This window comes from Hyphobacterium indicum (assembly GCF_003129605.1).
Lineage (GTDB): Bacteria > Pseudomonadota > Alphaproteobacteria > Caulobacterales > Maricaulaceae > Hyphobacterium > Hyphobacterium indicum.
In genome coordinates, this window is the sequence record NZ_QBDX01000004.1 from 1,181,487 (window position 1) to 1,201,708 (window position 20,222).

The 20,222-nt window shown below is 57.7% G+C and carries 19 protein-coding genes and 3 tRNA genes; 2 read left to right on the forward strand and 20 right to left on the reverse strand.

Features of this window, described 5'->3' with window-relative positions; translation table 11 throughout:
• Window positions 1-100: 100 nt before the first annotated feature.
• Window positions 101-176: transfer RNA gene (locus DBR16_RS13700), tRNA-Ala, on the forward strand.
• Between the two features lie 145 nt (window positions 177-321).
• Here DBR16_RS13700 and ptsN read toward each other — a convergent pair.
• The 7 genes from ptsN to DBR16_RS13735 form a co-directional block, all read right to left on the reverse strand.
• Window positions 322-786, reverse strand: a complete 465-nt coding sequence (gene ptsN / locus DBR16_RS13705; RefSeq protein ID WP_109261782.1) for a PTS IIA-like nitrogen regulatory protein PtsN — start codon at window positions 784-786, stop codon at window positions 322-324.
• Between the two features lie 65 nt (window positions 787-851).
• Window positions 852-1,448: a ribosome hibernation-promoting factor, HPF/YfiA family gene (gene hpf, locus DBR16_RS13710; protein WP_109261783.1), complete on the reverse strand. Its 597-nt coding sequence runs from the start codon at window positions 1,446-1,448 to the stop codon at window positions 852-854.
• Between the two features lie 112 nt (window positions 1,449-1,560).
• Window positions 1,561-3,057, reverse strand: a complete 1,497-nt coding sequence (gene rpoN, locus DBR16_RS13715) for an RNA polymerase factor sigma-54 (protein WP_109261784.1) — start codon at window positions 3,055-3,057, stop codon at window positions 1,561-1,563.
• Window positions 3,058-3,096: 39 nt separating this feature from the next.
• Complete coding sequence (gene lptB / locus DBR16_RS13720) at window positions 3,097-3,867, reverse strand: LPS export ABC transporter ATP-binding protein (protein ID WP_109261785.1); 771 nt, start codon at window positions 3,865-3,867, stop codon at window positions 3,097-3,099.
• Window positions 3,864-4,457, reverse strand: a complete 594-nt coding sequence (locus DBR16_RS13725) for an LptA/OstA family protein (protein ID WP_109261786.1) — start codon at window positions 4,455-4,457, stop codon at window positions 3,864-3,866. Before DBR16_RS13725 ends, lptB begins: the two co-directional genes overlap by 4 nt.
• Window positions 4,454-5,140, reverse strand: a complete 687-nt coding sequence (lptC, locus tag DBR16_RS13730) for an LPS export ABC transporter periplasmic protein LptC (protein WP_109261787.1) — start codon at window positions 5,138-5,140, stop codon at window positions 4,454-4,456. The genes DBR16_RS13725 and lptC overlap by 4 nt, the downstream gene beginning before the upstream one ends.
• 48 nt (window positions 5,141-5,188) lie before the next feature.
• A complete protein-coding gene (locus DBR16_RS13735) occupies window positions 5,189-5,803 on the reverse strand; it encodes a ribonuclease D (protein ID WP_109261788.1) in 615 nt (204 codons plus the stop codon).
• Between the two features lie 143 nt (window positions 5,804-5,946).
• Here DBR16_RS13735 and DBR16_RS13740 point away from each other — a divergent pair, with 143 nt between their 5' ends.
• Window positions 5,947-6,342 (forward strand): SpoIIAA family protein, encoded by a 396-nt coding sequence (locus tag DBR16_RS13740; protein ID WP_109261789.1) that lies wholly within the window; start codon window positions 5,947-5,949, stop codon window positions 6,340-6,342.
• Window positions 6,343-6,372: 30 nt separating this feature from the next.
• On the opposite strand, the gene DBR16_RS13745 is transcribed toward DBR16_RS13740, so the two are convergent.
• From DBR16_RS13745 to DBR16_RS13805, 13 genes are all read right to left on the reverse strand, one after another.
• Window positions 6,373-6,570, reverse strand: coding sequence for a YgaP family membrane protein (locus DBR16_RS13745; RefSeq protein ID WP_109261890.1), 198 nt, complete (start codon window positions 6,568-6,570; stop codon window positions 6,373-6,375).
• Between the two features lie 74 nt (window positions 6,571-6,644).
• Window positions 6,645-7,247: a Crp/Fnr family transcriptional regulator gene (locus DBR16_RS13750; RefSeq protein ID WP_109261790.1), complete on the reverse strand. Its 603-nt coding sequence runs from the start codon at window positions 7,245-7,247 to the stop codon at window positions 6,645-6,647.
• A gap of 44 nt (window positions 7,248-7,291) precedes the next feature.
• Window positions 7,292-8,764: a RimK family protein gene (locus tag DBR16_RS13755; RefSeq protein WP_109261791.1), complete on the reverse strand. Its 1,473-nt coding sequence runs from the start codon at window positions 8,762-8,764 to the stop codon at window positions 7,292-7,294.
• Complete coding sequence (locus DBR16_RS13760) at window positions 8,761-9,225, reverse strand: GNAT family N-acetyltransferase (RefSeq protein ID WP_161539525.1); 465 nt, start codon at window positions 9,223-9,225, stop codon at window positions 8,761-8,763. Before DBR16_RS13760 ends, DBR16_RS13755 begins: the two co-directional genes overlap by 4 nt.
• Window positions 9,226-9,269: 44 nt before the next feature.
• Window positions 9,270-9,611, reverse strand: a complete 342-nt coding sequence (locus tag DBR16_RS13765) for a zinc ribbon domain-containing protein YjdM (protein WP_109261793.1) — start codon at window positions 9,609-9,611, stop codon at window positions 9,270-9,272.
• Window positions 9,612-10,066: 455 nt separating this feature from the next.
• A tRNA-Leu gene (locus DBR16_RS13770) sits at window positions 10,067-10,152 on the reverse strand.
• 78 nt (window positions 10,153-10,230) lie between these two features.
• Window positions 10,231-10,872, reverse strand: coding sequence for a hypothetical protein (locus DBR16_RS13775; protein ID WP_109261794.1), 642 nt, complete (start codon window positions 10,870-10,872; stop codon window positions 10,231-10,233).
• A gap of 660 nt (window positions 10,873-11,532) precedes the next feature.
• Window positions 11,533-13,206, reverse strand: coding sequence for a primase-helicase family protein (locus DBR16_RS13780; protein WP_109261795.1), 1,674 nt, complete (start codon window positions 13,204-13,206; stop codon window positions 11,533-11,535).
• A complete protein-coding gene (locus DBR16_RS13785) occupies window positions 13,199-13,834 on the reverse strand; it encodes a hypothetical protein (RefSeq protein WP_125184579.1) in 636 nt (211 codons plus the stop codon). Before DBR16_RS13785 ends, DBR16_RS13780 begins: the two co-directional genes overlap by 8 nt.
• A gap of 145 nt (window positions 13,835-13,979) precedes the next feature.
• Window positions 13,980-16,685: a restriction endonuclease gene (locus DBR16_RS13790; protein WP_109261797.1), complete on the reverse strand. Its 2,706-nt coding sequence runs from the start codon at window positions 16,683-16,685 to the stop codon at window positions 13,980-13,982.
• 4 nt (window positions 16,686-16,689) lie between these two features.
• Window positions 16,690-18,723, reverse strand: coding sequence for a site-specific DNA-methyltransferase (locus tag DBR16_RS13795; RefSeq protein ID WP_109261798.1), 2,034 nt, complete (start codon window positions 18,721-18,723; stop codon window positions 16,690-16,692).
• A gap of 123 nt (window positions 18,724-18,846) precedes the next feature.
• Complete coding sequence (locus DBR16_RS13800) at window positions 18,847-20,043, reverse strand: site-specific integrase (protein WP_161539526.1); 1,197 nt, start codon at window positions 20,041-20,043, stop codon at window positions 18,847-18,849.
• 88 nt (window positions 20,044-20,131) lie between these two features.
• Window positions 20,132-20,218 (reverse strand) — tRNA-Leu (locus DBR16_RS13805).
• Between the last annotated feature and the right edge of the window lie 4 nt (window positions 20,219-20,222).

Below are 20,222 nucleotides of genomic sequence, written 5' to 3' on the forward strand. Positions count from 1 at the left end.
ACAATCTCCGGTGTGCCTGCCGGTGGCAAGCCCGGTCCCTGATGATGGCGAGGTTGACGCCAACAGACGCCGGTTCTAGGGAATCTGCTCCCAATCGGTCGGGGCCATAGCTCAGTTGGGAGAGCGCGTCGTTCGCAATGACGAGGTCGGCGGTTCGATTCCGCCTGGCTCCACCACCCTTCGCCTCCGGCTTCGGGTGGCTTCGCCCGCCCGAAGGCGGCACAGGCGAAGAGGTGGCCTGCGAAGCTTCAGCGCAGCAGAGGCTGGCAAGCCGCACATTGAATTCGAGCGAAGGCTGTCGAGGCCGCGCCGCGCCTTGAATCAGGCCGCGTTGCTTTCGTCCTGAAGTGTCAGAAGGGCAATCATGCCGTCGCGCGTATCCGTGGCGCGCAAATGCGACCGCAAATCCTCGCGCCGGAAAATCCGCGATATCCGTGCCAGCGCTTTCAGATGTTCGGCGCTCGAGGTTTCAGGCGCCAGAAGCAGGAAGATCAGATCCACCGGCCGGCCATCTATGGCATCAAAATCGATCGGCGTCTTGAGCCGCGCAAACAGGCCGAAAACACGATCCAGTCCTTCCAGACGGGCATGCGGAATGGCAACGCCATCGCCGACGCCGGTCGAGCCGAGCCGTTCGCGTTCCATCACGGCATCGAAAATAAGGCGGGAATCAATGTCGAGCTTGGCCGCAGCGGCCTCGCTCATGATCTGTAGCGCCTGCTTGCGGTTGGTCGCGCTCAGACTTCCCAGAATTGAATCGGCCGACAGTAGGTCGGATAAGGCCATGACAAGGGTCCGGTTTCGGTTCGGGCATACGCAATTCGCGCTCTAGCCCGAAAGGCTTCAAAGGGCTAGCGGGATTTATCGCGATCCGGATCGATCCAGCCGACATGCCCGTCGGGCCGCCGGTACACGATATTCACGCCATTATGCGCAATATTGCGGAAGATCAGGAAGGGCGCTCCGGCCGCTTCCAGCTCCAGCACAGCCATGCTGGCCGTCATGGCCCGCATTTCCCCGGGGGTTTCGGCGACAATAACCGGCTCGCTGCCGTGCAGTTCGGCCTCGTCATCATCATCGAAATCGGTATCCGGCTGACCCTGGAACACCGTGATCGGCGTGGTCTCGGCGGGCAGCTCGGACTTGTTCTCGTTATGGTGGTTCTTCAGCTTGCGCTTGTAACGGCGCAGGCGCTTTTCCAGGTGGTCCGCGGCTTTGTCAGCTGCCTTGTAGGCATCATTGTCATCGCCCTGGGCCTGCAGCATCACGCCGGACGGCAAGTGCAGGGAGACGGTGACCCTGAAGCCTGATCCTTCGCGCGAAACCGCCACATAGGCTTCGCTCGGCCGGCTGAAATATTTGGACACACCGTCCTCGACACGGCCGGAGATTTCTTCCTGCAGCGCGCCGGAGACATCAATACCCTTGGAGACGATCTGAATTTGCATCGTTAAACGACCCTAGCATACGGGGCACCCGGCGGGAAATCTGCCTCCCGGCGAGAGCGGGCGGAACCTATTGGCGCGATCTGAAATGTCAATCACACCGCAAAAAGGGATGTCAGCTGGCCCTTTTCAGCATCCGCCGCCGCTGTATGGACGACGGAATATTCATGGCTTCACGATATTTCGCCACGGTCCGTCGGGCAATATCTATTCCTTCATCGCGCAGCCGTTCGACCAGCGCATCATCGGACATGATCTCGTCCAGCGTCTCGCCGTCGATCAGGGCCTTGATGCGATAGCGCACCGCCTCGGCCGAATGTGCCTCGCCCCCGCCAGATGAGGGAATCGAGGAGGTGAAGAAATATTTCAGCTCGAACAGGCCGCGCGGCGTGGCAACATATTTGTTCGAGGTCACGCGGCTGACGGTGGATTCGTGCATTTCTATGGCGTCCGCGACCGTCTTCAGGTTCAGCGGCCGCAGAAAGGCGACGCCCTTGGCGAGGAAAAGGTCCTGCTGGCGCACGATTTCGGACGCGACTTTCAGAATCGTCCGTGCGCGCTGGTCCAGCGATTTCACCAGCCAGCTCGCATTCTGGGCGCAATCGGTGATGAAGGTCTTGTCTTCCTCGGACCGCGCCGCTGCGCTGATTTCGGCGGCGTAGGACTGATTGACCAGAACCCGCGGCAGCGTGTCGGTATTGAGCTCGATGCGCCAGCTCCCGTCCGGATTTTCCCGCACGAAGACATCCGGCTCGATCGCCCGGCTATTGTCGGCACCATAGGCGAGGCCCGGCTTCGGCGTCAGCGAGCGCAGTTCGGCAATCATGTCGTCGAGATCTTCGGCATCGACACCGCAGATGGATTGCAGTGCGGCATAATCATGCTTGGCCAGCCGGTCGAGATGATCCAGCAATTTCGCCATCGCCGGATCCAGACGGTTGCGGTCCTTTAACTGCAGGGCCAGGCATTCGGACAGATCCCGCGCCATGATGCCGGCCGGTTCAAATCCCTGGATCATGTCGAGCGCCGCCGCGACATTGCCGGTTTTCACGCCGAGGCGCTCGGCCACCTCGTCCAGATCGGAGCGCATATAGCCGTCATCATCGGCAAGATCGATCAGATGTGCGGCAATCAGGCGTGTAACAGGGTCGGCCCCGGCCAGCGACAATTGATCATGCAGATGTTCGGCCAGCGATTTCTCGCGCGAGGAATTGGCCGCTGCGTCATAATCGCCGCCATCAAAGGAACCGCCCTTGTTGGCCCCGGACCAGGAGGCCGATGACATGCCGGCATCCATCCCGGCCATGTCGGATTTCGAATCCGTCGAATTGAGAACATCGGCATCAACATCAACAGCGTCATTGGCTTCGGCATGGGCCGAGCCGTCGAGTTCCAGCTCCTTGCGGCTGTCCGCTGCCTTCAGTTCCACCGCTTCAGGCTCGTCGGAGCGCTCATCCCGCTCCAGCAGCGGATTGCGCTCCAGCTCTTCCTCGACAAAGGCCGACAATTCGATATTCGACAATTGCAGTAGCTTGATCGCCTGCTGCAATTGCGGCGTCATGACCAGTGACTGGCCCTGCCGCATTTCCAGTTTCTGATGAAGTCCCGCCAACGGGATGCCTCCAGTCCGATGAATCAGACCTGGAGTTAATCAGCCAAAACTTTCACCGAGATAAACGCGGCGCACATCAGGGTCGGCGCGGATCGCCGAGGGCGATCCCTCGAACAGCACTTCGCCTTCATGGATGATGGTGGCACGGTCGGTGATTTCCAGCGTCTCGCGGACATTGTGGTCGGTGATCAGAATGCCGATGCCGCGATTCTTGAGAAAGCGGATCAGGTCACGGATATCGGTAATGGCAAGCGGATCAATCCCGGCAAAGGGTTCGTCCAGCAGCATGAAGGATGGCCGCGTGGCCAGGGCCCGGGCAATCTCGACGCGGCGGCGTTCGCCACCCGAAAGCGACAGGGCCGCGGCATCGGCGAGATGCGAAATCCGCAATTCTTCCATCAGCTGGGCGACCGTTTCCTTGCGGGTTGTCTTGTCCGGCTCGACGATCTCGGCAACCGCCATGATATTGTCTTTCACCGACAGGCCCCGGAAGATCGAGGCTTCCTGTGGCAGATAGCCGATGCCGAGCCGGGCACGCTGATACATGGGCAGGCGGGTGATATCCTCGCCGTCCAGCAGGATACGGCCGTAATCCGCTTCGATCAGGCCGGTGATCATGTAGAAACAGGTGGTCTTGCCGGCGCCATTGGGGCCGAGCAGACCGGCCACTTCACCGCGCTTGAGGCGCAGGGAAACGCCTTTGACGACCGGGCGCTTGCGGTAGGACTTGCCGATATTCTCCACCACCAGACCTTCGGCTGTGGAGACCGGCCGCGCTTCACCCGCGATGATGTCCTCTGGCGTGCTCACCCTTCAGCACCTGCATCATCAGCATCTGTGTCATCGGCATCGTCTTCGCCGCTGCCGGAGGGATAGAATACGCCCCGGACACGCCCGCTTCCGGCCGCACTCCCCTCCGGTGTTTCACCCGTGCAGGCCGGGGCATTGATCTGGGAATTATTGGTTGTCAGGTCGACGACCAGACAATCGCCCTGGATAACATTTTCACCCCGCCTCAGCACAACACCGCCGGTCATGACGATTGTTGCTGTTGTCAGCTGATAAACGGCCCGCTGGCTGCGGGCCACTTCCTCCGGCGTGACATAGAACACCTCGCCCGTGGCAATGACCCGGTCGATCTCGCCCCAGCTGGCACCGGTCCCGCCGGCATCGCCCGGACGCTGCGCGAAAAACACTTCGAGCTGGTCAGACCGCAGATTGGCATCGCCCTGGGCGGCATCGACATTGCCGGAGAAGATAGCGCGGCGCTCGGTATCGAAGGTTTCCAGCCGGTCGGCCGAAATGTCCATCGGTCCGCCCTGACCTCCGATCTGGGCCAGCGCCGCCGCCGGCATCCCGGACATGGCCGCCAGCAGGATCAGAATACGCAATATCTTCATGGCTGCTCTCCGCCGTCAGAAGCTTCATTCCGGAGATGGGTCCGGACATTCCCTGTGAACACGACCCGGTCGCCGCCGTCCAGTATTTCATACCTGTCGGCGCGAATTGAGCCCATCGGACCCTCGCCCTGGACCGGACTGTCCCCGGTCACGCGCTCGTCGGCCAGATGGATACGGGCATGCTCGGCCACGAATTCATAGCCCGAGCGCGTCCGGAAACGCACATCGGCGTGCAGATCGAGCGTCCGGGCATCGGCATCGAACAAGCCGGTGCGCGCCAGGACGCCTTCGGCATCTTCATCTGCCGTGATCAGATCATAGTCGAGCTGTGGGGCTTCCAGCTCGGTGATACGCGTCTCCTCGCCGCGGCGGCGGATGGCAGCATCCGCTGTCACCACATAGGGCGTGCCGTTTTCATCGCGCCCGGTAAAGCGCGGATTGATCATGCGGGCATCCTCGCCGACCGTGACCGGCTCGGCCTCTGTACCCCCAAGCGACCGCATGAGAATTTGCAGGATTACCGCCGCCGCAATCAGGCCGGTCAGCGTGACAAGACAGATACGGAGCAGGCGGATGAAGGCCGTCCGCTTCCGGGCCTCGGCCAGCGTTGTGGCGCGCCGCGGTTCCCAGGCGGTGTGTACCGGCGGGTGGAGCGGGGAGATATTGGCCGTGGTTGCGGTCATCAGAGCCTGTCAATGCGGGGCGGACGCGGCAAGTTTATGGCAAAGCCGTCAGGAGTGGGCGAAAATGTCAGTCTCGGCCCAACCCGCCAGATCGAGATCGGCGCGGGCGGGCAGAAAATCGAAACAGGTGCGCGCCAGCTGCATCCGGCCCTCCCGTTCCAGCATCATGGTCAGCTGGTCCCGCAGCGCATGCAGGTGCAGCACGTCGGACGCCGCATAGTCCAGCTGCGCCTGACTGAGCTCGGCCGCGCCCCAGTCGGAGCTTTGCTGCTGTTTGGACAGATCGATTCCGAGCAGCTCGCGCGTCACATCCTTCAGCCCGTGCCGGTCAGTATAGGTCCGGCAGAGCTTGGACGCGATCTTGGTGCAGAAGACCGGTGACAGGGTGAGGCCCAGATCGCGCTTGATCATGGCCACATCAAAGCGGGCAAAATGCAGGATTTTGGTGACCGCCGGATCCGACAACAGCGCTTTCAGATGGGGGCAGTCATAGGCCTGCCGGTCCAGCTGCACCACATGGGCATCGCCATCCCCGGCGGACAACTGGACCACGCACAGCGCATCCCGCACCAGTGACAGGCCCAGCGTCTCCGTATCGACGGCTACGGCTGTACCAAAATCAATCCCCGGGGCGAGGTCACCCTTGTGAAAATGTATCGTCATACCGCCTGATCCTGCTCGTTTGATCCCGTCTAGCCCGCTTGCCCGGGGACAACAAGACAGCAGAGCCGGAAAGCCGGCCCGGATTCGCCCATCAGGCGAGTAAAAACTGGAATGAATATAATAAAAGGAGTATATTCCTTGCCATGACCCAGGCCGCACACGATCCCGAGACGGACGGGCGTGTCGTTTTCGAACATGAGGAAAATGGCATTCTCCGTGTGCGCTATACCGGCGACATCACGCTGGACCTGGCCGAAAAATCCGGCGACATCATTCTCGATCACCTGAAGGCCGGAACACGCCGGATTCTCTATGATGTGGCTGACTCCACGCCGGTATTCTCCCCGGTTGCCCTGCTCGATGAGGTGCGGCGGATCGGCCGTGCCGGCGGCCGGGAGGCCCGCTTCTGCTATCTCGCGCCGGAAAACATGTTCACCCGGCACTTCATGCTGATCGAGGCGGCCGCCTTCAATGAGGGTATCCGCGTCAAATTCCTGTCCGATGAAGCCGCGGCGAAAGCCTGGCTGACCGGGGATTAGCGTTTCCGCCGCACCTCAAGCATCCGGGCTTCAGGACGGCCGGGACACTGGACAGGTGCGCAGGCCGAACAATGCATAGGCCGGGCAGAATCCGAGAATTCCCGTGAGCAGGGGTACAAGCCCGATCCAGCCCCATGGCGTGGCCGGGCCGACAAACACCAGGGAAATCAGAACGACGCCAGCGATGATGCGCAGCGCGCGGTCGATCAGTCCTTCATTGCGGGGCATGATGATCATCCTTTCAGATCAGATTACCGATACGGAAGGATAGACCCGGGTATCCAAGCCTGTCGGTGACATTGTCACACATTGCCTGCGGCAATCTGTTCCAGCCGCTTGCGGTCGAGAAGATCAATTCTGCCACGTGTCCGGACCAGAAGCCCGCTGCGTTCGAACTCTGCCAGCTTGCGGCTGACAACCGCCCGGCCCGATGCGGTTTCTGCCGCGAGAGCTTCATGGGTCGAGGAGATCGGCAGGCCGGGGGCAGCAAGGGCGAGCAGGACGCGCGCCAGCCGCGCATCAAGGCCTGTGAGTGCCACATCCTCCACCCTTTGTTCAAATTCCTCGAACCTTTCGGCAACGGCCGCCAGAACCGACATCCGGAAGGCGTCATCGCTGTCCAGAAGGCGGAAAAAGACCGCAGCTGGCAGGATCTCGCCCTCGATATCTGTTTCTGCCACGCCTTCGGCGGCATAGTTCCGGCCGTTGATCAGGCATGAAAAGGTCTGAAGGCACAGGCCGCCGGGGCGCACCCGGTACAGAACAACCTCCCGCCCGGCGTCTGATGTCAGCGACACGCGTATTGTGCCGCGCGACAGCTTCAGGAAACCCGGACACGCTTCTCCCGGCCGGAAAACCGGTTTGCCTACCTTCAGGTTTACGGGGGTTGTCTTTTCCACCTGCATCGCGCGGCCAGCCTACCGGCTCGCGCTGCAGGAGGCGAGCGATATCACGCTTCGGTTCGCGTCATCCGCGCTTCCAGGCGCTGCGAGAACCAGCCGATGATCGCCGCCCAAAGACGGTCTTTCAGCACTGCACCTTCAACCCCGGCTTCCAGATTGGGATTGTCATTGATCTCGATGACGAAGACGCCTTTTTCGTTTTCCTTGATATCAACGCCGTAAAGCCCGTCACCGATCAGCCGCGCCGCGCTTTCCGCCAGTTCGATGACCCGCGCCGGGGCCGCTTCCACCGGCAGGGTTTCCGAACCGCCCTCGATCACTTTTCCGGCGGCATCGCGCTTGATGATCTGCCAGTGGCCACGCGCCATCTTGTATTTGCAGGCATAGAGCGCGCTTCCACCCAGCACGCCGATGCGCCAGTCATAGGTGGTCGGCATGTATTCCTGGGCGATGATCAGCGCGGTATCATCAAACAGGCGTTTGGCGGTGGCGGTCAGCTCGTCCAGCGTCGCAACCTTGTGCACCTGGCGGCTGAAGGAGCCATCCGGCGCTTTCAGCACCACCGGGCTGCCAAGCCGCTCCATCAGGCTGTCCAGCCGCATGGACGGATCGAGGATTTCGGTGCGCGGCGCAGGCAGGCTGGCGGTTTCCAGCAATTCGGCGAGATAGACCTTGTTGGTGCAGCGGATCATCGACACCGGATCATCAATTACCGGCATGCCTTCCTGCTCGGCCCGGCGGGCAAAGCGGTAGGTGAAATTGTCGATGCCCGTCGTGGTGCGGATAAACAGCGCATCATATTCGGCGAGGCTGGCCAGATCATTGGGATAGATCGGTTCCACCACCACGCCTTCGCGCGCGGCCACGGCCGCCAGACGCTTCAGCGAGCCCGGATCGGACGGCGGCTGCGCCTCATTGGGGTCGATCAGCACCGCCAGCGTCCAGCGCGGGGTCTGGCGCGCCTTGGGCGGCATCCAGCGCCTTTGTGTGAAATCCGCCATCGCCTGCATGGCAAAATCGCGCCTCTCGCCCTTCACGGCATTGACCGGCATCAGCCGGATCTTCTCGATCGTGGCGGATTTGCGCGTATCCATCACCACTTCCAGAAGCGGGGCGCGGAACCAGTCGAATAACAGCTTCGAAAACCGCGAATAGCCGGCCCGTTCACACTGGCCGAAGGCGACAAACAGCGATTCTTCCGGCCCGGCCCCGGCATCCAGATCGCGCTGCAGCGCGGCATTCAGCTCCGGCAGGGCGTGCGCATAGAGCGATTTGCGTGACAATTCGACCATGGTCTGGACGCTGGGCGCAACACGGTGCCCGCGCGCCTCGGCCAGCAGCGAGGCATAATAGGCTTCCGACTGATAGGCATAGCTGCGCGCCAGATTGAAAATGGACGGGCGCCGCCCGGCAAACAGGGCGGGGCGGGTCAGATAATCCCGGATCCGCATCAGCTTGTGCGGCGTATCCGCCTGTCCGGCATCCTTTGGATTTTCAACAAGTACGAGCCAGTCGCTCATATCGGCCTTGCTTTCAGATCGCGCTCCAGAATGAGCGCGCTTTCGCCATCCGCGTAATAGGCTTTTTTCTCCTTTAGCAAGGAAAATCCGCTGCGTTCATAGAGCGCAAGGGCGCGGCCATTGGAAGCGCGCACTTCCAGACGCAGACGGTCACAACCGCGCCGCGCCGCTTCGGCCACACACGCCGACATCAGCGCCGCTCCCACCCCCTGACCGGCAAAGCCCGGATCGCTGGCAATGGAATACAGGCGGGCAGTGCGCGCGCCCTTGCGGAAGAGGAGGATCGCTGCACCGGCGGCCATGTCTCCGCTCTCGGCAATTCCGATCCAGGCGCTGCGCGAGGCCAGCATCCGGCGCAGATTGCGCCGCGCAAAGCGGTCCTCCGGCGCAAAGGCCGCGCCCTCGATCGCGGTCAGCGTGTCAAGATCGGTAGGGGTGGCGGAGCGGATTGTGAGCGGCATGGGGAAAGTGTGCCAGACTGCCGCGGTCACGGCGAGGGGGTGCATCAGGCCTTGCGGACAAACTCTGTTTTCAGCCCCATCTGCCCCACCCCCTCGATACGGCAGTCAATATCGTGATCGCCTTCGACGAGGCGGATATTCTTCACCTTTGTGCCGACTTTCACGACCTGGCTGGTGCCCTTGATCTTCAGATCCTTGATCACCGTCACCGTATCGCCATCGGCCAGCGCGGTGCCATTGGCATCGCGCCAGATGCGGACGGTCTCGGCGCTTGCGGCAGTATCACTGGCGGACCATTCATGCGCACATTCCGGACAGACCAGCAGCGCGCCATCCTCGTACGTCCACTCACAGGTACATTTCGGACAGACAGGAAGAGCGGTCATGGGCGGGGCTTTCGCCTGGAGGGGCCAACATGCGGGCACAGCCATCTATCGGTCCGGGTCCGGCATGTCCATCACCGGTTCCGCCTTTGGCGGAAACGGCGTGACATCCTTCGCTCGGGCGACAATCGCTTTTCCCCGTCTTGCTCCGGTTTAACCGGAGCATCTCGAATGAATAGCGCGGGATATCGAGATCCTCCGATCCCCCGCCTCCGCGAGGGCAGGCAAGTCGGAGGAAGACGGAATTTAGACTATTGGAGATGTTCAGCCCTATCCACCCCGAGCCCGTCAGGGCTCGCAAGCGCGACTGCGCGCCCGCAGCTTCAGCGAGGACCGGCCGAGCGGAGGCGAGGGAGGATCAAAAGAAGTCGTCCGCCTTCGCCAAGGCTACGGCGCGACATCCATCGCTCGAATTAAAGCTGGCTTGCCGAGCCGAAGCTCGCATAGCGAGCGAAGGATGGTGCCAGGAGAGGACTCGAACCTCCACTTCCTTTCAGAAACCAGCACCTGAAGCTGGCGCGTCTACCAGTTCCGCCACCTGGGCAGGTAACAGGGCGCGTGGTTCTCGCCTCTCGAACTCTCGATTTGCTTGATGAGTGTACCAGCCGGTGTACCAGTGCCGTCAAGTCGATTGGGCATTCTTTCGCGGCAGCAAGATGCGAGCATTAATCTCGTCGAGTATATCCTGTGCTTTTCGAAGCTGCATGTTTACCCTGCCGACGGTGAAGGCGTCTTTTGGTCCAAAGACAACGGGAACCCGTATTACGCTTTCATCGTCATTTACCAAAAACTTGATATCAGCGGATTTTACTTTTTCGCTTGTGGTACGGTTTGGGCTCAGGCCTCCTACAACGGCACCTGCTCCGCCTGCAATCGCTGCGCCTGCAGCCGCGCCAATAAGCTGATCAACACGATTTAGCTTGGAGATGGTCTCTCCATCCACGACCAGCTCAACGGCCATGAGCTTGCTCGCATCGATCAGCCTCAGGCTATCTCGTTTCGCCACCGCGATTCGGTTTTCGTCGATCACGACAGCCGAAGCTTCCCAGCCCATTCTTCCACTCTTCCGATGAAATACGCCCACGAACTTAGTCCGCTGCAGTTCTGAAAGCCCTGAATACGAACCGATTTGTTTGTCCAGAGCAGCATCCAATTCATTGAATTTTGCCTTGCGCGTTTCAGCCTCATTCGCGGTTTGCACGTTGGCCCAAATGACAAATACGATCAGTATTAAGAATCCCGCTCCTAGGACTTCCCACGCCACGTTAGTCTCCGCTAGAGTCGCTCGACGAAGAAAGTGCCAGTAAAAGATCGATATTACAAACGCTTGGGTGTCCCCATAAAGTCACGCAGATTTTGCGCATCCGGGCGCACTCAGCTGAAATAGACACCTAGGATATTTTCAGAATTACCTACAATTTCACCGGGGGCAAAGCGGGAGCGGTTGCCTTGGCCGATTGCGCATGGGCCAAACATCATACGTACGAATCTTGTTCGCGAGTTTCCAAGCGCGATCTTCGGTATTGAGCGGGCTATCGAGATGGAAGTGACGTTCAATCCAAGCGGCTACGGCCTGCCATGGTTCCTGGTTTTTCAGCCAAGCTGCAATTTCAAAAACCGGATAGTAAGTTCGATTTCCACGGAAGCACTTTACGGGCGCTGGGGCAGGGCCCTTCCCCCGAATTCTCCAGTTGGCCAAAACTTGGATTGAGACCTCCAACAGCTGCGATAGCTCGGCGCTCGAGAGAGCGTCCCAAGGGACAAGCTTCATATCTGCCAATCGGCATTGGGCGGTAGCAAAATCAATCGCGGACTCAGCACTCAACTCACTCAACCTTTTAAACTCAAACCGAGAAAATATTATACAATATCACTATGAGTTACAAAGGTTTGAGTGAGTGAGAGTTGGCAAACGCTAGCTACCCTACCGCCACCTATGCCGAGCTGGATCGTTGTTTCCCCCGACGTGCGCGCGAATGTCTTCTGAAGACGCACCCAGCCAATGCTCGTGATTACGAATCATCCATAAGCGGGGCCGCCGACCGGATGGGAGCTTCACCTGCCGCAGTCTTTCTATTTTCAGCTGCTTGAGGGCGTTGCGAAATGCGCGATCGGTCGTTTTACCGCAACGGCTTTTGATTTCCCTTTCGATCTCCTTGAGCTGGACCAAGTCGCGATCGAACGGAACCTCCCGTTCTTCAATGAGCTCTTCGAGGACGCGTTCGATTGGCGGCCGTGAATCCTCGATGAGCGCCTCTTTCGCTGCTGTCATTCGGGCGGGTTCATTGGGATCGAAATGGCCTACATCACGTTTCATCAAGAACCCTAGAAACGCGGAGCATTGCTGAATCCCTTCTGACCAAAAGCGATCAAAGTAATCAGATGGCGGACGTTCGCTTTCAGAGCGAATTACAACAAACCGTCGGTCATCTGTGGGGAGCGGGATAGGATCACCGAAATTGGAAAAGGCCATCCAAATACGCGGCGTCTTAGCCTCGTATCGAGGTTGGTTCTTCTCTTCGACGGTCACGTGTTCTTCGGTGATCCACCGCTTCATGTCGTTGTAGTTTTGAAGACGGTCCCCGCTCATGAGTTCGTCTAGGATTGCCAAGCGCTTGTTTCCCCAGCTGGCAGTCCACCGAGTGCCAAGATCGCTGGGGCCGATCTCTACACTATTCGTAGGACCGCAGATGCGCTTGACGATCTCCGCAAGTGAACCCTTTCCAGATCCTTGCGGGCCTTGGAACAGCCAGCAATGTCTTATTTTGGTTGCAGGCGACTGCACGTGGAATGCGAGCAGGTCGAGAAACGCTTCGGCATCATCGGCGTCAGGAATTATCGTCGAAATGTGATCAAGGATGAGATCGCAATTCCCCCCGGCGGGCGCGAGGCCGTCATCTACCCAAGAATTGATTGCCCATCCATGTTCCAGCTTTATCAGTTTCTCGTGACATCCTGGCCGCCAGTCCTCGCATTCTGCCTTTCCGGTCGCCTTGCTACTCAACAGTCTTGAAGCCGCTGCGCCTTTGGTCAGATCATTGAACCGGGCATCAAACGCCGCGCTATGATAGCATCTGTTTGTCTTCAAAGAAAAAAAGCGACGCGTTTGAACATCAACAACATACTCTGATTGGAGTTTCGCCTCTTCGGTTTCGCTGTTGCCGAAGCTCATTGGCGAATGTATCCGGATGCGAGCAGGGCAATTATCGCAAGCGGAAGCTCCGAGTTCGTCCTTAATGAACGAACAGGTTGGCGGACTCATATTGTCTGACGCTTCGCGCAGCTTCTCGGCCGTTTCTCCATACTCGTATCGACTGTCGCGTTTAGATATGTCGTGAGCTATTTGCTCGCCATTCTCGCAAACGGCAGCAATCCTGAGCAGGGCCAACCACTCATCATAGCTGAGCCAATCCGATTGGGATGCCTTTCGTAGCCAACCGCAACCAGCCGCGATTGAGTGGAAATTCGCTCGCTTGTCGTTTTGAAACGAGATTGAGGCATCGGATGGATTAGACCGGTTGTCGGAGAGGGCCGGCCCTTCGGGCACAATACGATTTGCTGCCTCGAGAAGCTGTGAGATTGTGTATTCGTTACTCATCAATAATCTCCACTTTTTTTGCGGGGCTTGTTTTGTGATTGAGTGTTCCGGGCATCCGGGTCACACGCGGGAGGTCGTGGGTAGCGTCGAAGTCCCAACCGCGTTTTCGGCGCGCATTTTTCCGAAGAGCGACATGAAACGAGCGCACTTGCCGGGCGTAATTGACGCGAGCCTCTTCGGTCTCGAAGAACACTGGTTCTTGGTGTATCCAATCGAGATATAGACCATTGCCCGACGAACGGATTTGTGACGGATACGGAATACTTTCTGCCCGAATCCAGTCGATCACCTGGCCATAGGATTCCGGTAGCGCTGATTTTGAGTGGACGTCGGATTTCAAATCGGCATCGAAGAACACGCCGGGCGAGCCGATGACACTCTCACTGCGGCCACGCCTATGTGACCCCAGCGCTTTTTTCTGAATGCACCAGCTATGGTAAATGTCCGAGCTTGGCGCACAATCGAGCATGTAATCAGATAGCCGCAGCAGGTCGTCTAACGAGAACCATTCCACATGATTTGACTGCTTGGTCCACGTTGAAATGAATCCATCCATCGCAGCACCAGCGTATAGGTGTTCTAGGTATTCAATCGCGGCGGATGGATCAGCGATATTATCTCTTGGCATCATTGGCTCCTTTGTTTGACGGAGCGGCCATGCCAGATTCAAATTGTGATTAAAAGCAGATCGACTTTCGTTACGGTATAACGGCGCTGATATTGAATGGTGTTACGGGTAAACGCCCTATGCATTGAGGGTTAACGTCTTTTATTTATACACCGCCACTCGGAAGCTGATTAGACTCGGTTAATACCTTGTACGAAGTGCCCAGCGTATCCTCAAAATGTTTTCTGCCGCATAGAATTTTGCGCTTTTCGTCCGGCCTAAGTTCTTCGAGCTTAAGCGTGCCCTTGGTTTCGCGTACGAGGTAGAGCTTGTCGCCATCATTTTCCGGATCGTCCATAACGATAGCCCAATCTGGATTATAATTTCCAATCGGTGTTGTGACGACAAACCAGTCCGGCAGCTTGATGTAGAGTTTTACGTCAGCGCGCTTTTCGAGAGCTTCAGCGAATGGCTTTTCGATGCCTTCAGAATCCCAGATCACGCCATCATACAAATGGGTGCCCCCGGCCCCGCCGGAAGCCACGCTCTGTACGATATAGTCTTTCGAAGTCACGATCTCTTCGACGAAAAGGCTTTGTTCAAACCAGGTTCCGTCTTTCTCGTATTTGATCCCACTGACAAGCTGCTCGGAGAGCTTGTCCTTGAGGATGTTCACCGCTGTAACGGCGAACTCATGTGGATTGGCAGTTGCTGCGTCTCTTTGAGTTGTCCGCTTGAACACTTCCAGAAGTGTAGACCGGGAAAGCCGCATCGGTGGTGAAGTATTCTCCATAAGGCTTTCCATCACCTCGATCAGGTTCGGGAGAGGGTAGCGCCCAGCCAGATCGATAGCGGACTTTGCCCCGCTCAGAATGATGGGCTCGAAAAAGTCCTTTACATCATCAATCGACACGCTTGCTTTGGATACTGTCACTCGCGGCGGGTTGATCGTTCGGCTATTCAGCTCGGTGACCGTTTCCTCGATTAGCTTTTCTGAATCGATTTCTACCGAATAGCGTGTCTTGTGTTTGATCTTGTCCCAAAGCGACTTGAACTCCGGCTTGAGCATAAAGGCCTTGCGCAATCGAATTGTGGTTCTGTTTGTCCGGTTAGTCGGCTTCGGCGGAACGCCGCCTTCACCGTATGCCGCTTCGATCTCACTTTGCAGGCCTGCCACAAACCGCTCGTAGGTCTCACTTGCAACTACGGTTAAGACGTTGATCTGGTCATCTCGAATCCGGTCACCATCCTGATTAACCGGCAAGCGAATGCCACGGCCCACCTGCTGGCGGCGTTCGGTGTCGCTGCCAACCTCGCGCATTGTGCAAATTTGGAAGACGTTTGGATTATCCCAACCTTCGCGAAGAGCTGAGTGAGAGAAGATGAACGCAACCGGTTCTTCAAACGAAAGCAGACGCTCCTTTTCCCGCATGATCAGATTAAAGGCTTCGTCATCCTGTTGTGTCTTGCCTGTGCTGTCCAAGACCTCCGTCTCGCCCGTTTTCTTCGTCTTCGTTGCGAAATAGGCCTTCTGCACATCGGTGGCATTGACGCCCTTCCACTCGTCATAGCCCTGCTTGATCTCGTCGAAGGCCTTGGCGAACATCAGCTTCAACTTGCCTTCGTCGGGAGCGTAGTTGTCCACCTTGTCGATGAAGAACAGCGACAAGACCTTGATGCCCTGATCCTTGAACCGCCGCTGACGGCGGAAGTGCTCTTCGATGGTGAATGCAATTTGTGCCTCGAAGATAGCATCGCGATCGGACCCCTGTTCGCCGCCAAGCGTCAGTTCCTGATTATTGGCAAAACGAATAAAGCCCGATCCGGGGTTGATCTCATCCACGACGAAACCCTCGTATTCCGCGCGCCCGGTTTTATCGACCAGATTATCGCCGCCGCGGACGGTGATTGGCTTTTCCTGGATCTTCCCGCTTTTCATCAGCTTGTGAACGCTGAGTTTAGCGCGAGGGATACGCCCTTGCAGGATCAATTCTTCAACGCGCACAAAGGGCAGATTTTCATTGTCCTGCTGAATTACAGAAGCGACCTCGATCCGCTTCACCAGACCTTGGCGGTAGGCGTCGAACGGGGTCAGGCGATAGACCACGTTGTAGGCGTTGCGGTGGGTCGCACTATAGCGCAACGCGCAGACCGGGTTGAGCGAAGCGAGCGCCGAAACCGACAACTCGCTTTCCATGTTCTGAGGCTCGTCCAGAATCAGGACGGGCCGTGTTTCCTGAAGCTGGTAGATCGGCGGGTCCAGCCCTTCGCGCGATTGCCGGATGACCGTTTCGGCGCGTTTGAAGGCGTCGATGGTCATCACCATGATTTCGATCCCGTCCGAAAGCGCGAAACCGGATACCTGGCTCCTCCGAGCAGAATCATAGACGGCAAAGTGATATGGTGGCTTGCCGAACAGCTTGTCGAAGTGGGGCTTGGTCACTTCCAGCGTTTTCTTCACGCCTTCGCGTACGGCAACGGATGGCACGACGATGATGAACTTGCGCATCCCGTAGGTCTCGTACAGACGCAGCGCGGTACGAATGTAGACATAGGTCTTGCCGGTGCCGGTCTCCATCTCGACCGAGAAGTTGGGGAAGGTGATGTCTTCCTCTCCTCGCAGGGTCTCGACATTGTCGGTGAGCATTTCCAGCGTGTCGTCTTGTTCCAGTCCGCGGTCTTCCTGCACCTTTTTCAGGTTGTCGAGGAGCTGGCCGGGCGTCAGGTCCAGCCGGTTGGGAACGACCTGAAAGGTCGCGCCGGTCGGCACGGTGAGCTGATTGCGCACGAAGGCTTGACCATCGAAAAGCCCCACGACGCTCTCGACGGCATCAACCTGATATTCCTGATCACTATCGAACTTGAACTTCATGGCCTCAGATCACCTTCAACCGGCACTGCAGGGCGAGGTTGGCGGCGAGCGTGTCGTCCAGCGCGGTATCGCGGCAGACGAACATATCATCTTTGTTCAGACCCAATGGGGTGACGGCCTCGAGTGACAGGGCATCATCCAGACAGATGGTGATGCTACGATCCTCATCCGACACGCGCCAGAAGGTCGGGTCGGTGCCGATGTCCAGCTCTTCGACCTTGGCGGTTAGGCTATAGCCTTCGCGCAAGGCGACCTCCCAGATCACGTCTTGTGGTTTCCAGCCGGGAGCGAGGCTGTCAGAGAATGCCTCAAGTTGGGCTGCATAGGCATCGGGGTCATTGGCCTCGACCCCAGCCCAGCGTTTTAACGACGTCGCGGTCAGCTTGAATACGCGCAGGCCAGGACCATCGCCGTTCATGTTCTGGATCACCTTTGAGATACGCGTCCGGGCCACGTCAGCAATCGTGGCAAAACCTGCGGCCAAGGCCGCTTTACCTGTCTTGTCTTTCGGATCACACGGCTCGGGAAGCTGGACGGTGATGAAACGCATGTCGGGATTAGTGTCGGCAGTCAGCGACAATACTGCTTCTGCACTCGACCCCGATCCACCGAAGAAGTCCATGACCAACGGCTTGTCGGTTCCGTTGCAGACATACTTGAACAAGCGGGCAAGTTCGACAGAGTCCTTGGGGTTGTCGAAAACCTTTGCATAGCCTTTCTTTTTGCCTACAGCCGGGATCTGCATGAGTTCCCGAAGAGCGCGCACAGCAACCTGAGACTGCTTATAGAAATAGGTTCCCCTTACTTGGGTGGCCAATTCTTCCTGATCATCGTCTTCATCGTCTTCATTGTCTTCCTCGAAGTCCAATTCTTCGACGACTGGTCGAATATGCGCCTTTCGAAACGGCGGTTCAGTGTGATCATCACGGAACACGACTAAGCCAAGATCAATGTATCGCTGCATTTCGTCAGGGTCTGAGTAAATCCAGCCCCTATCAGGAACTTTGCATGGTTTGTGAGTTTTGGGGTGGATCACATCATAGCTTGGTCCATCTCCCCCCGGCCAAGAGATATCTCGATCTCGCCAAGGACCATATTTGTCTACGCGCTTGTAGCGAGACCATTTTTTCGAAGGATGTCCCTTTGGTAGATCGCTGAACCACTTTTGCAGGGCTATGCTGATCGTGCTGTCGTCGTGGCCATACTCGGCACGCAATTCTACGTACTTGTCCCAGATTTCGCGCGCGCCCGGCTTTTCCTCGCGCCAGACGGTTCCAGCCTCTTTCAACGCTGCAAGCGATTTTGCGTAGACGATGATATATTCATGACCGACCGAAAATAGCTTTGCATCGTTCTTGCGGCCTTTCTCCCAAACAAGCTGCGCGATGAAATTCTCTTCCCCGAACACCTCGTCGGCCAGCCTGCGTAGGTTCGGCTGCTCCTTGTCGTTGATGCTCATCATGATGACGCCTTCGTCAGCCAAAAACTGACGCGCCAGTGAGAGCCTTGGATACATCATCGACAGCCAGCCTGAATGCAGCCGCCCTGCTGTTTCTGTCTTGCTGGTGGTGTTGTCCCCGTCCTCGGTCCGCTGGCCGGTCAGTTTCAGATATTGATCCAGCGGGTCCGCGAAGTTGTCGGGATATATGAAATCATTGCCTGTGTTGTAGGGCGGATCGATGTAGATCAGCTTCACTCTGCCAAAGTAGGACCGGTAGAGCACCTTGAGCACTTCAAGGTTCTCGCCCTCGATGAAGACATGCTGAGCGTCATCGAAGTTGATGCTGTTGTCCAAGTCGGGGGCCAGCGTGGCGGAGGACGGCGCTTGCAGCATCGCCATCGCGTCCCGCTTTCCCGCCCAGGTAAAGGTGAACCGCTCCGGTCCGTCCTCGACCTTGTCGCCCAAAAGGGTTTGCAGGGCCTCGACATCCAGCTTCCCGTCCGAAAACGCTTCTGGCACGGATGCCTTTAGGCGATCGAATAGCTCATCGCGAAGATCGGGTGATTGGGCGGGCACTTTTTCGGTTTTCTGGGTCATGCAAAGCCGCTCACTTGAAAATTTCAGACACCATAGGATTGTTTTATCCGATTTGAGAACAGCGGTGCCTCACTACGCAGGATTTCAAAGCAGACAAACCGCTGGCATTGAAGCGAAGCTCCGTCATTTATTGGTTTGAGTTCCGCAATGCAGGCCTTGGTAATGTTGGATTGATACATCCCCCAGCTGCGGAAGTGTTGCCTTTATCGCATCCAGCAACTCCATGAAGTCATAGGTGTTGGCTCCATAGAAGTCCGTTATCGATGCACGTTGATGACCAACAAGAACGCGTTGGATTTCCGGCCTGATCCGCGCGCGCCGCATCGCCTCCACAAACGTGTGCCGGAAAGAGTAAGCGGTGAGCGCTGGCGATTTAGGCACACCCGCCGCCCGGATCGCCTTGTTTAGCCGGGCGGACAGAAGCTCGGTCTTGGTACAAGACGCTGGGAATAGCCACTGATCTACTGCGGCTGACTTTGCCCGCTTCGCAACCGCAATGGCTTCCCCAACTAATGGCACGATACGTTCGCTTGATTGGGTTTTGAGCTGCCGTCGTGAATTTGAACGGACAATCAAGAAGGGTGTCTCTGAGAATGGCTCGACGTCATTTGCAGCAAGTCCCCCAATCTCCAAAGGCCTGCATCCTGTATGCTTCAACAGCTGAATTATAGTCGCTGTCGGGCTCTCTCGTGTTGTCCGGCCAACCCAATCTGCAATCAGCTCAAGATGCGTTTTATGGAAAGGAAGCCGTTTCAGCGGCGTCTGATGACGTAGTCGCTGGCGGGCGAAGGGGTTTCGATACGGCAGATCATGTGTATCAATCGCAGAATTGAAAATCGCTTTCGCTGACCCCAGACGGCGGCGAATTGTTTGGGTGCTTTGCCCTCGTTCGGCTTCCAGCCAATTTACCCAGCTTCGAACACAAGCGCGGTCAATGTCGGCGAGGGGGCTGTCTCCGATATATTCGATGAGTTGGTCAAATGCGGCCTGTTCCGCCTTTCCGACCCGATTGCCCTCTCTCTGACGTTGGTAGAGGTCGAAAGCCTCGCTAAAGGTCAGGGCCTCGCAGTCGGCGCCGGACAAATTCCGTTTCAGCGGGATACTTGTGCGGATGCCATTTTCGAGCTTGGACAGTGCGGCGTCAGTCTGATTCACAAGCTCGACTATGCGTTCGGTTGCCTCTTTTTCCTGGCCAGCTTTTAGACCAAGCGCAACTTTCCATTCTCGCTGACCTGCCAATTCATGCAGGTGTTCGGGAATCCGCCGACGGAAATAGAGGCGACCCGAACGGGTGTAGAGATAGGAGATTTTGAGTGCCAATTTTGCCCCCGTGTACCAATTGTGTACCGAGAGCAGCTCAGGGCTTTCTGGAATGTCCTTGTAAAACCTATGTTTAGGTTCAAAAGGATGGTGCCCAGGAGAGGACTCGAACCTCCACTTCCTTTCAGAAACCAGCACCTGAAGCTGGCGCGTCTACCAGTTCCGCCACCTGGGCAGGT

Excerpts from the sequence above, each read along its gene's own strand:
- ptsN (WP_109261782.1), bottom strand. The coding sequence starts at position 786 with ATGGCCTTATCCGACCTACTGTCGGCCGATTCAATTCTGGGAAGTCTG.
- DBR16_RS13735 (WP_109261788.1), bottom strand. The coding sequence starts at position 5,803 with ATGACGATACATTTTCACAAGGGTGACCTCGCCCCGGGGATTGATTTT.
- DBR16_RS13780 (WP_109261795.1), bottom strand. The coding sequence starts at position 13,206 with ATGAGTAACGAATACACAATCTCACAGCTTCTCGAGGCAGCAAATCGT.
- DBR16_RS13760 (WP_161539525.1), bottom strand. The coding sequence starts at position 9,225 with ATGCCGCTCACAATCCGCTCCGCCACCCCTACCGATCTTGACACGCTG.
- hpf (WP_109261783.1), bottom strand. The coding sequence starts at position 1,448 with ATGCAAATTCAGATCGTCTCCAAGGGTATTGATGTCTCCGGCGCGCTG.
- DBR16_RS13790 (WP_109261797.1), bottom strand. The coding sequence starts at position 16,685 with ATGAAGTTCAAGTTCGATAGTGATCAGGAATATCAGGTTGATGCCGTC.
- lptC (WP_109261787.1), bottom strand. The coding sequence starts at position 5,140 with ATGACCGCAACCACGGCCAATATCTCCCCGCTCCACCCGCCGGTACAC.
- DBR16_RS13785 (WP_125184579.1), bottom strand. The coding sequence starts at position 13,834 with ATGCCAAGAGATAATATCGCTGATCCATCCGCCGCGATTGAATACCTA.
- DBR16_RS13765 (WP_109261793.1), bottom strand. The coding sequence starts at position 9,611 with ATGACCGCTCTTCCTGTCTGTCCGAAATGTACCTGTGAGTGGACGTAC.
- DBR16_RS13725 (WP_109261786.1), bottom strand. The coding sequence starts at position 4,457 with ATGAAGATATTGCGTATTCTGATCCTGCTGGCGGCCATGTCCGGGATG.
- DBR16_RS13795 (WP_109261798.1), bottom strand. The coding sequence starts at position 18,723 with ATGACCCAGAAAACCGAAAAAGTGCCCGCCCAATCACCCGATCTTCGC.
- DBR16_RS13750 (WP_109261790.1), bottom strand. The coding sequence starts at position 7,247 with ATGCAGGTGGAAAAGACAACCCCCGTAAACCTGAAGGTAGGCAAACCG.
- DBR16_RS13755 (WP_109261791.1), bottom strand. The coding sequence starts at position 8,764 with ATGAGCGACTGGCTCGTACTTGTTGAAAATCCAAAGGATGCCGGACAG.
- DBR16_RS13745 (WP_109261890.1), bottom strand. The coding sequence starts at position 6,570 with ATGCCCCGCAATGAAGGACTGATCGACCGCGCGCTGCGCATCATCGCT.
- DBR16_RS13740 (WP_109261789.1), top strand. The coding sequence starts at position 5,947 with ATGACCCAGGCCGCACACGATCCCGAGACGGACGGGCGTGTCGTTTTC.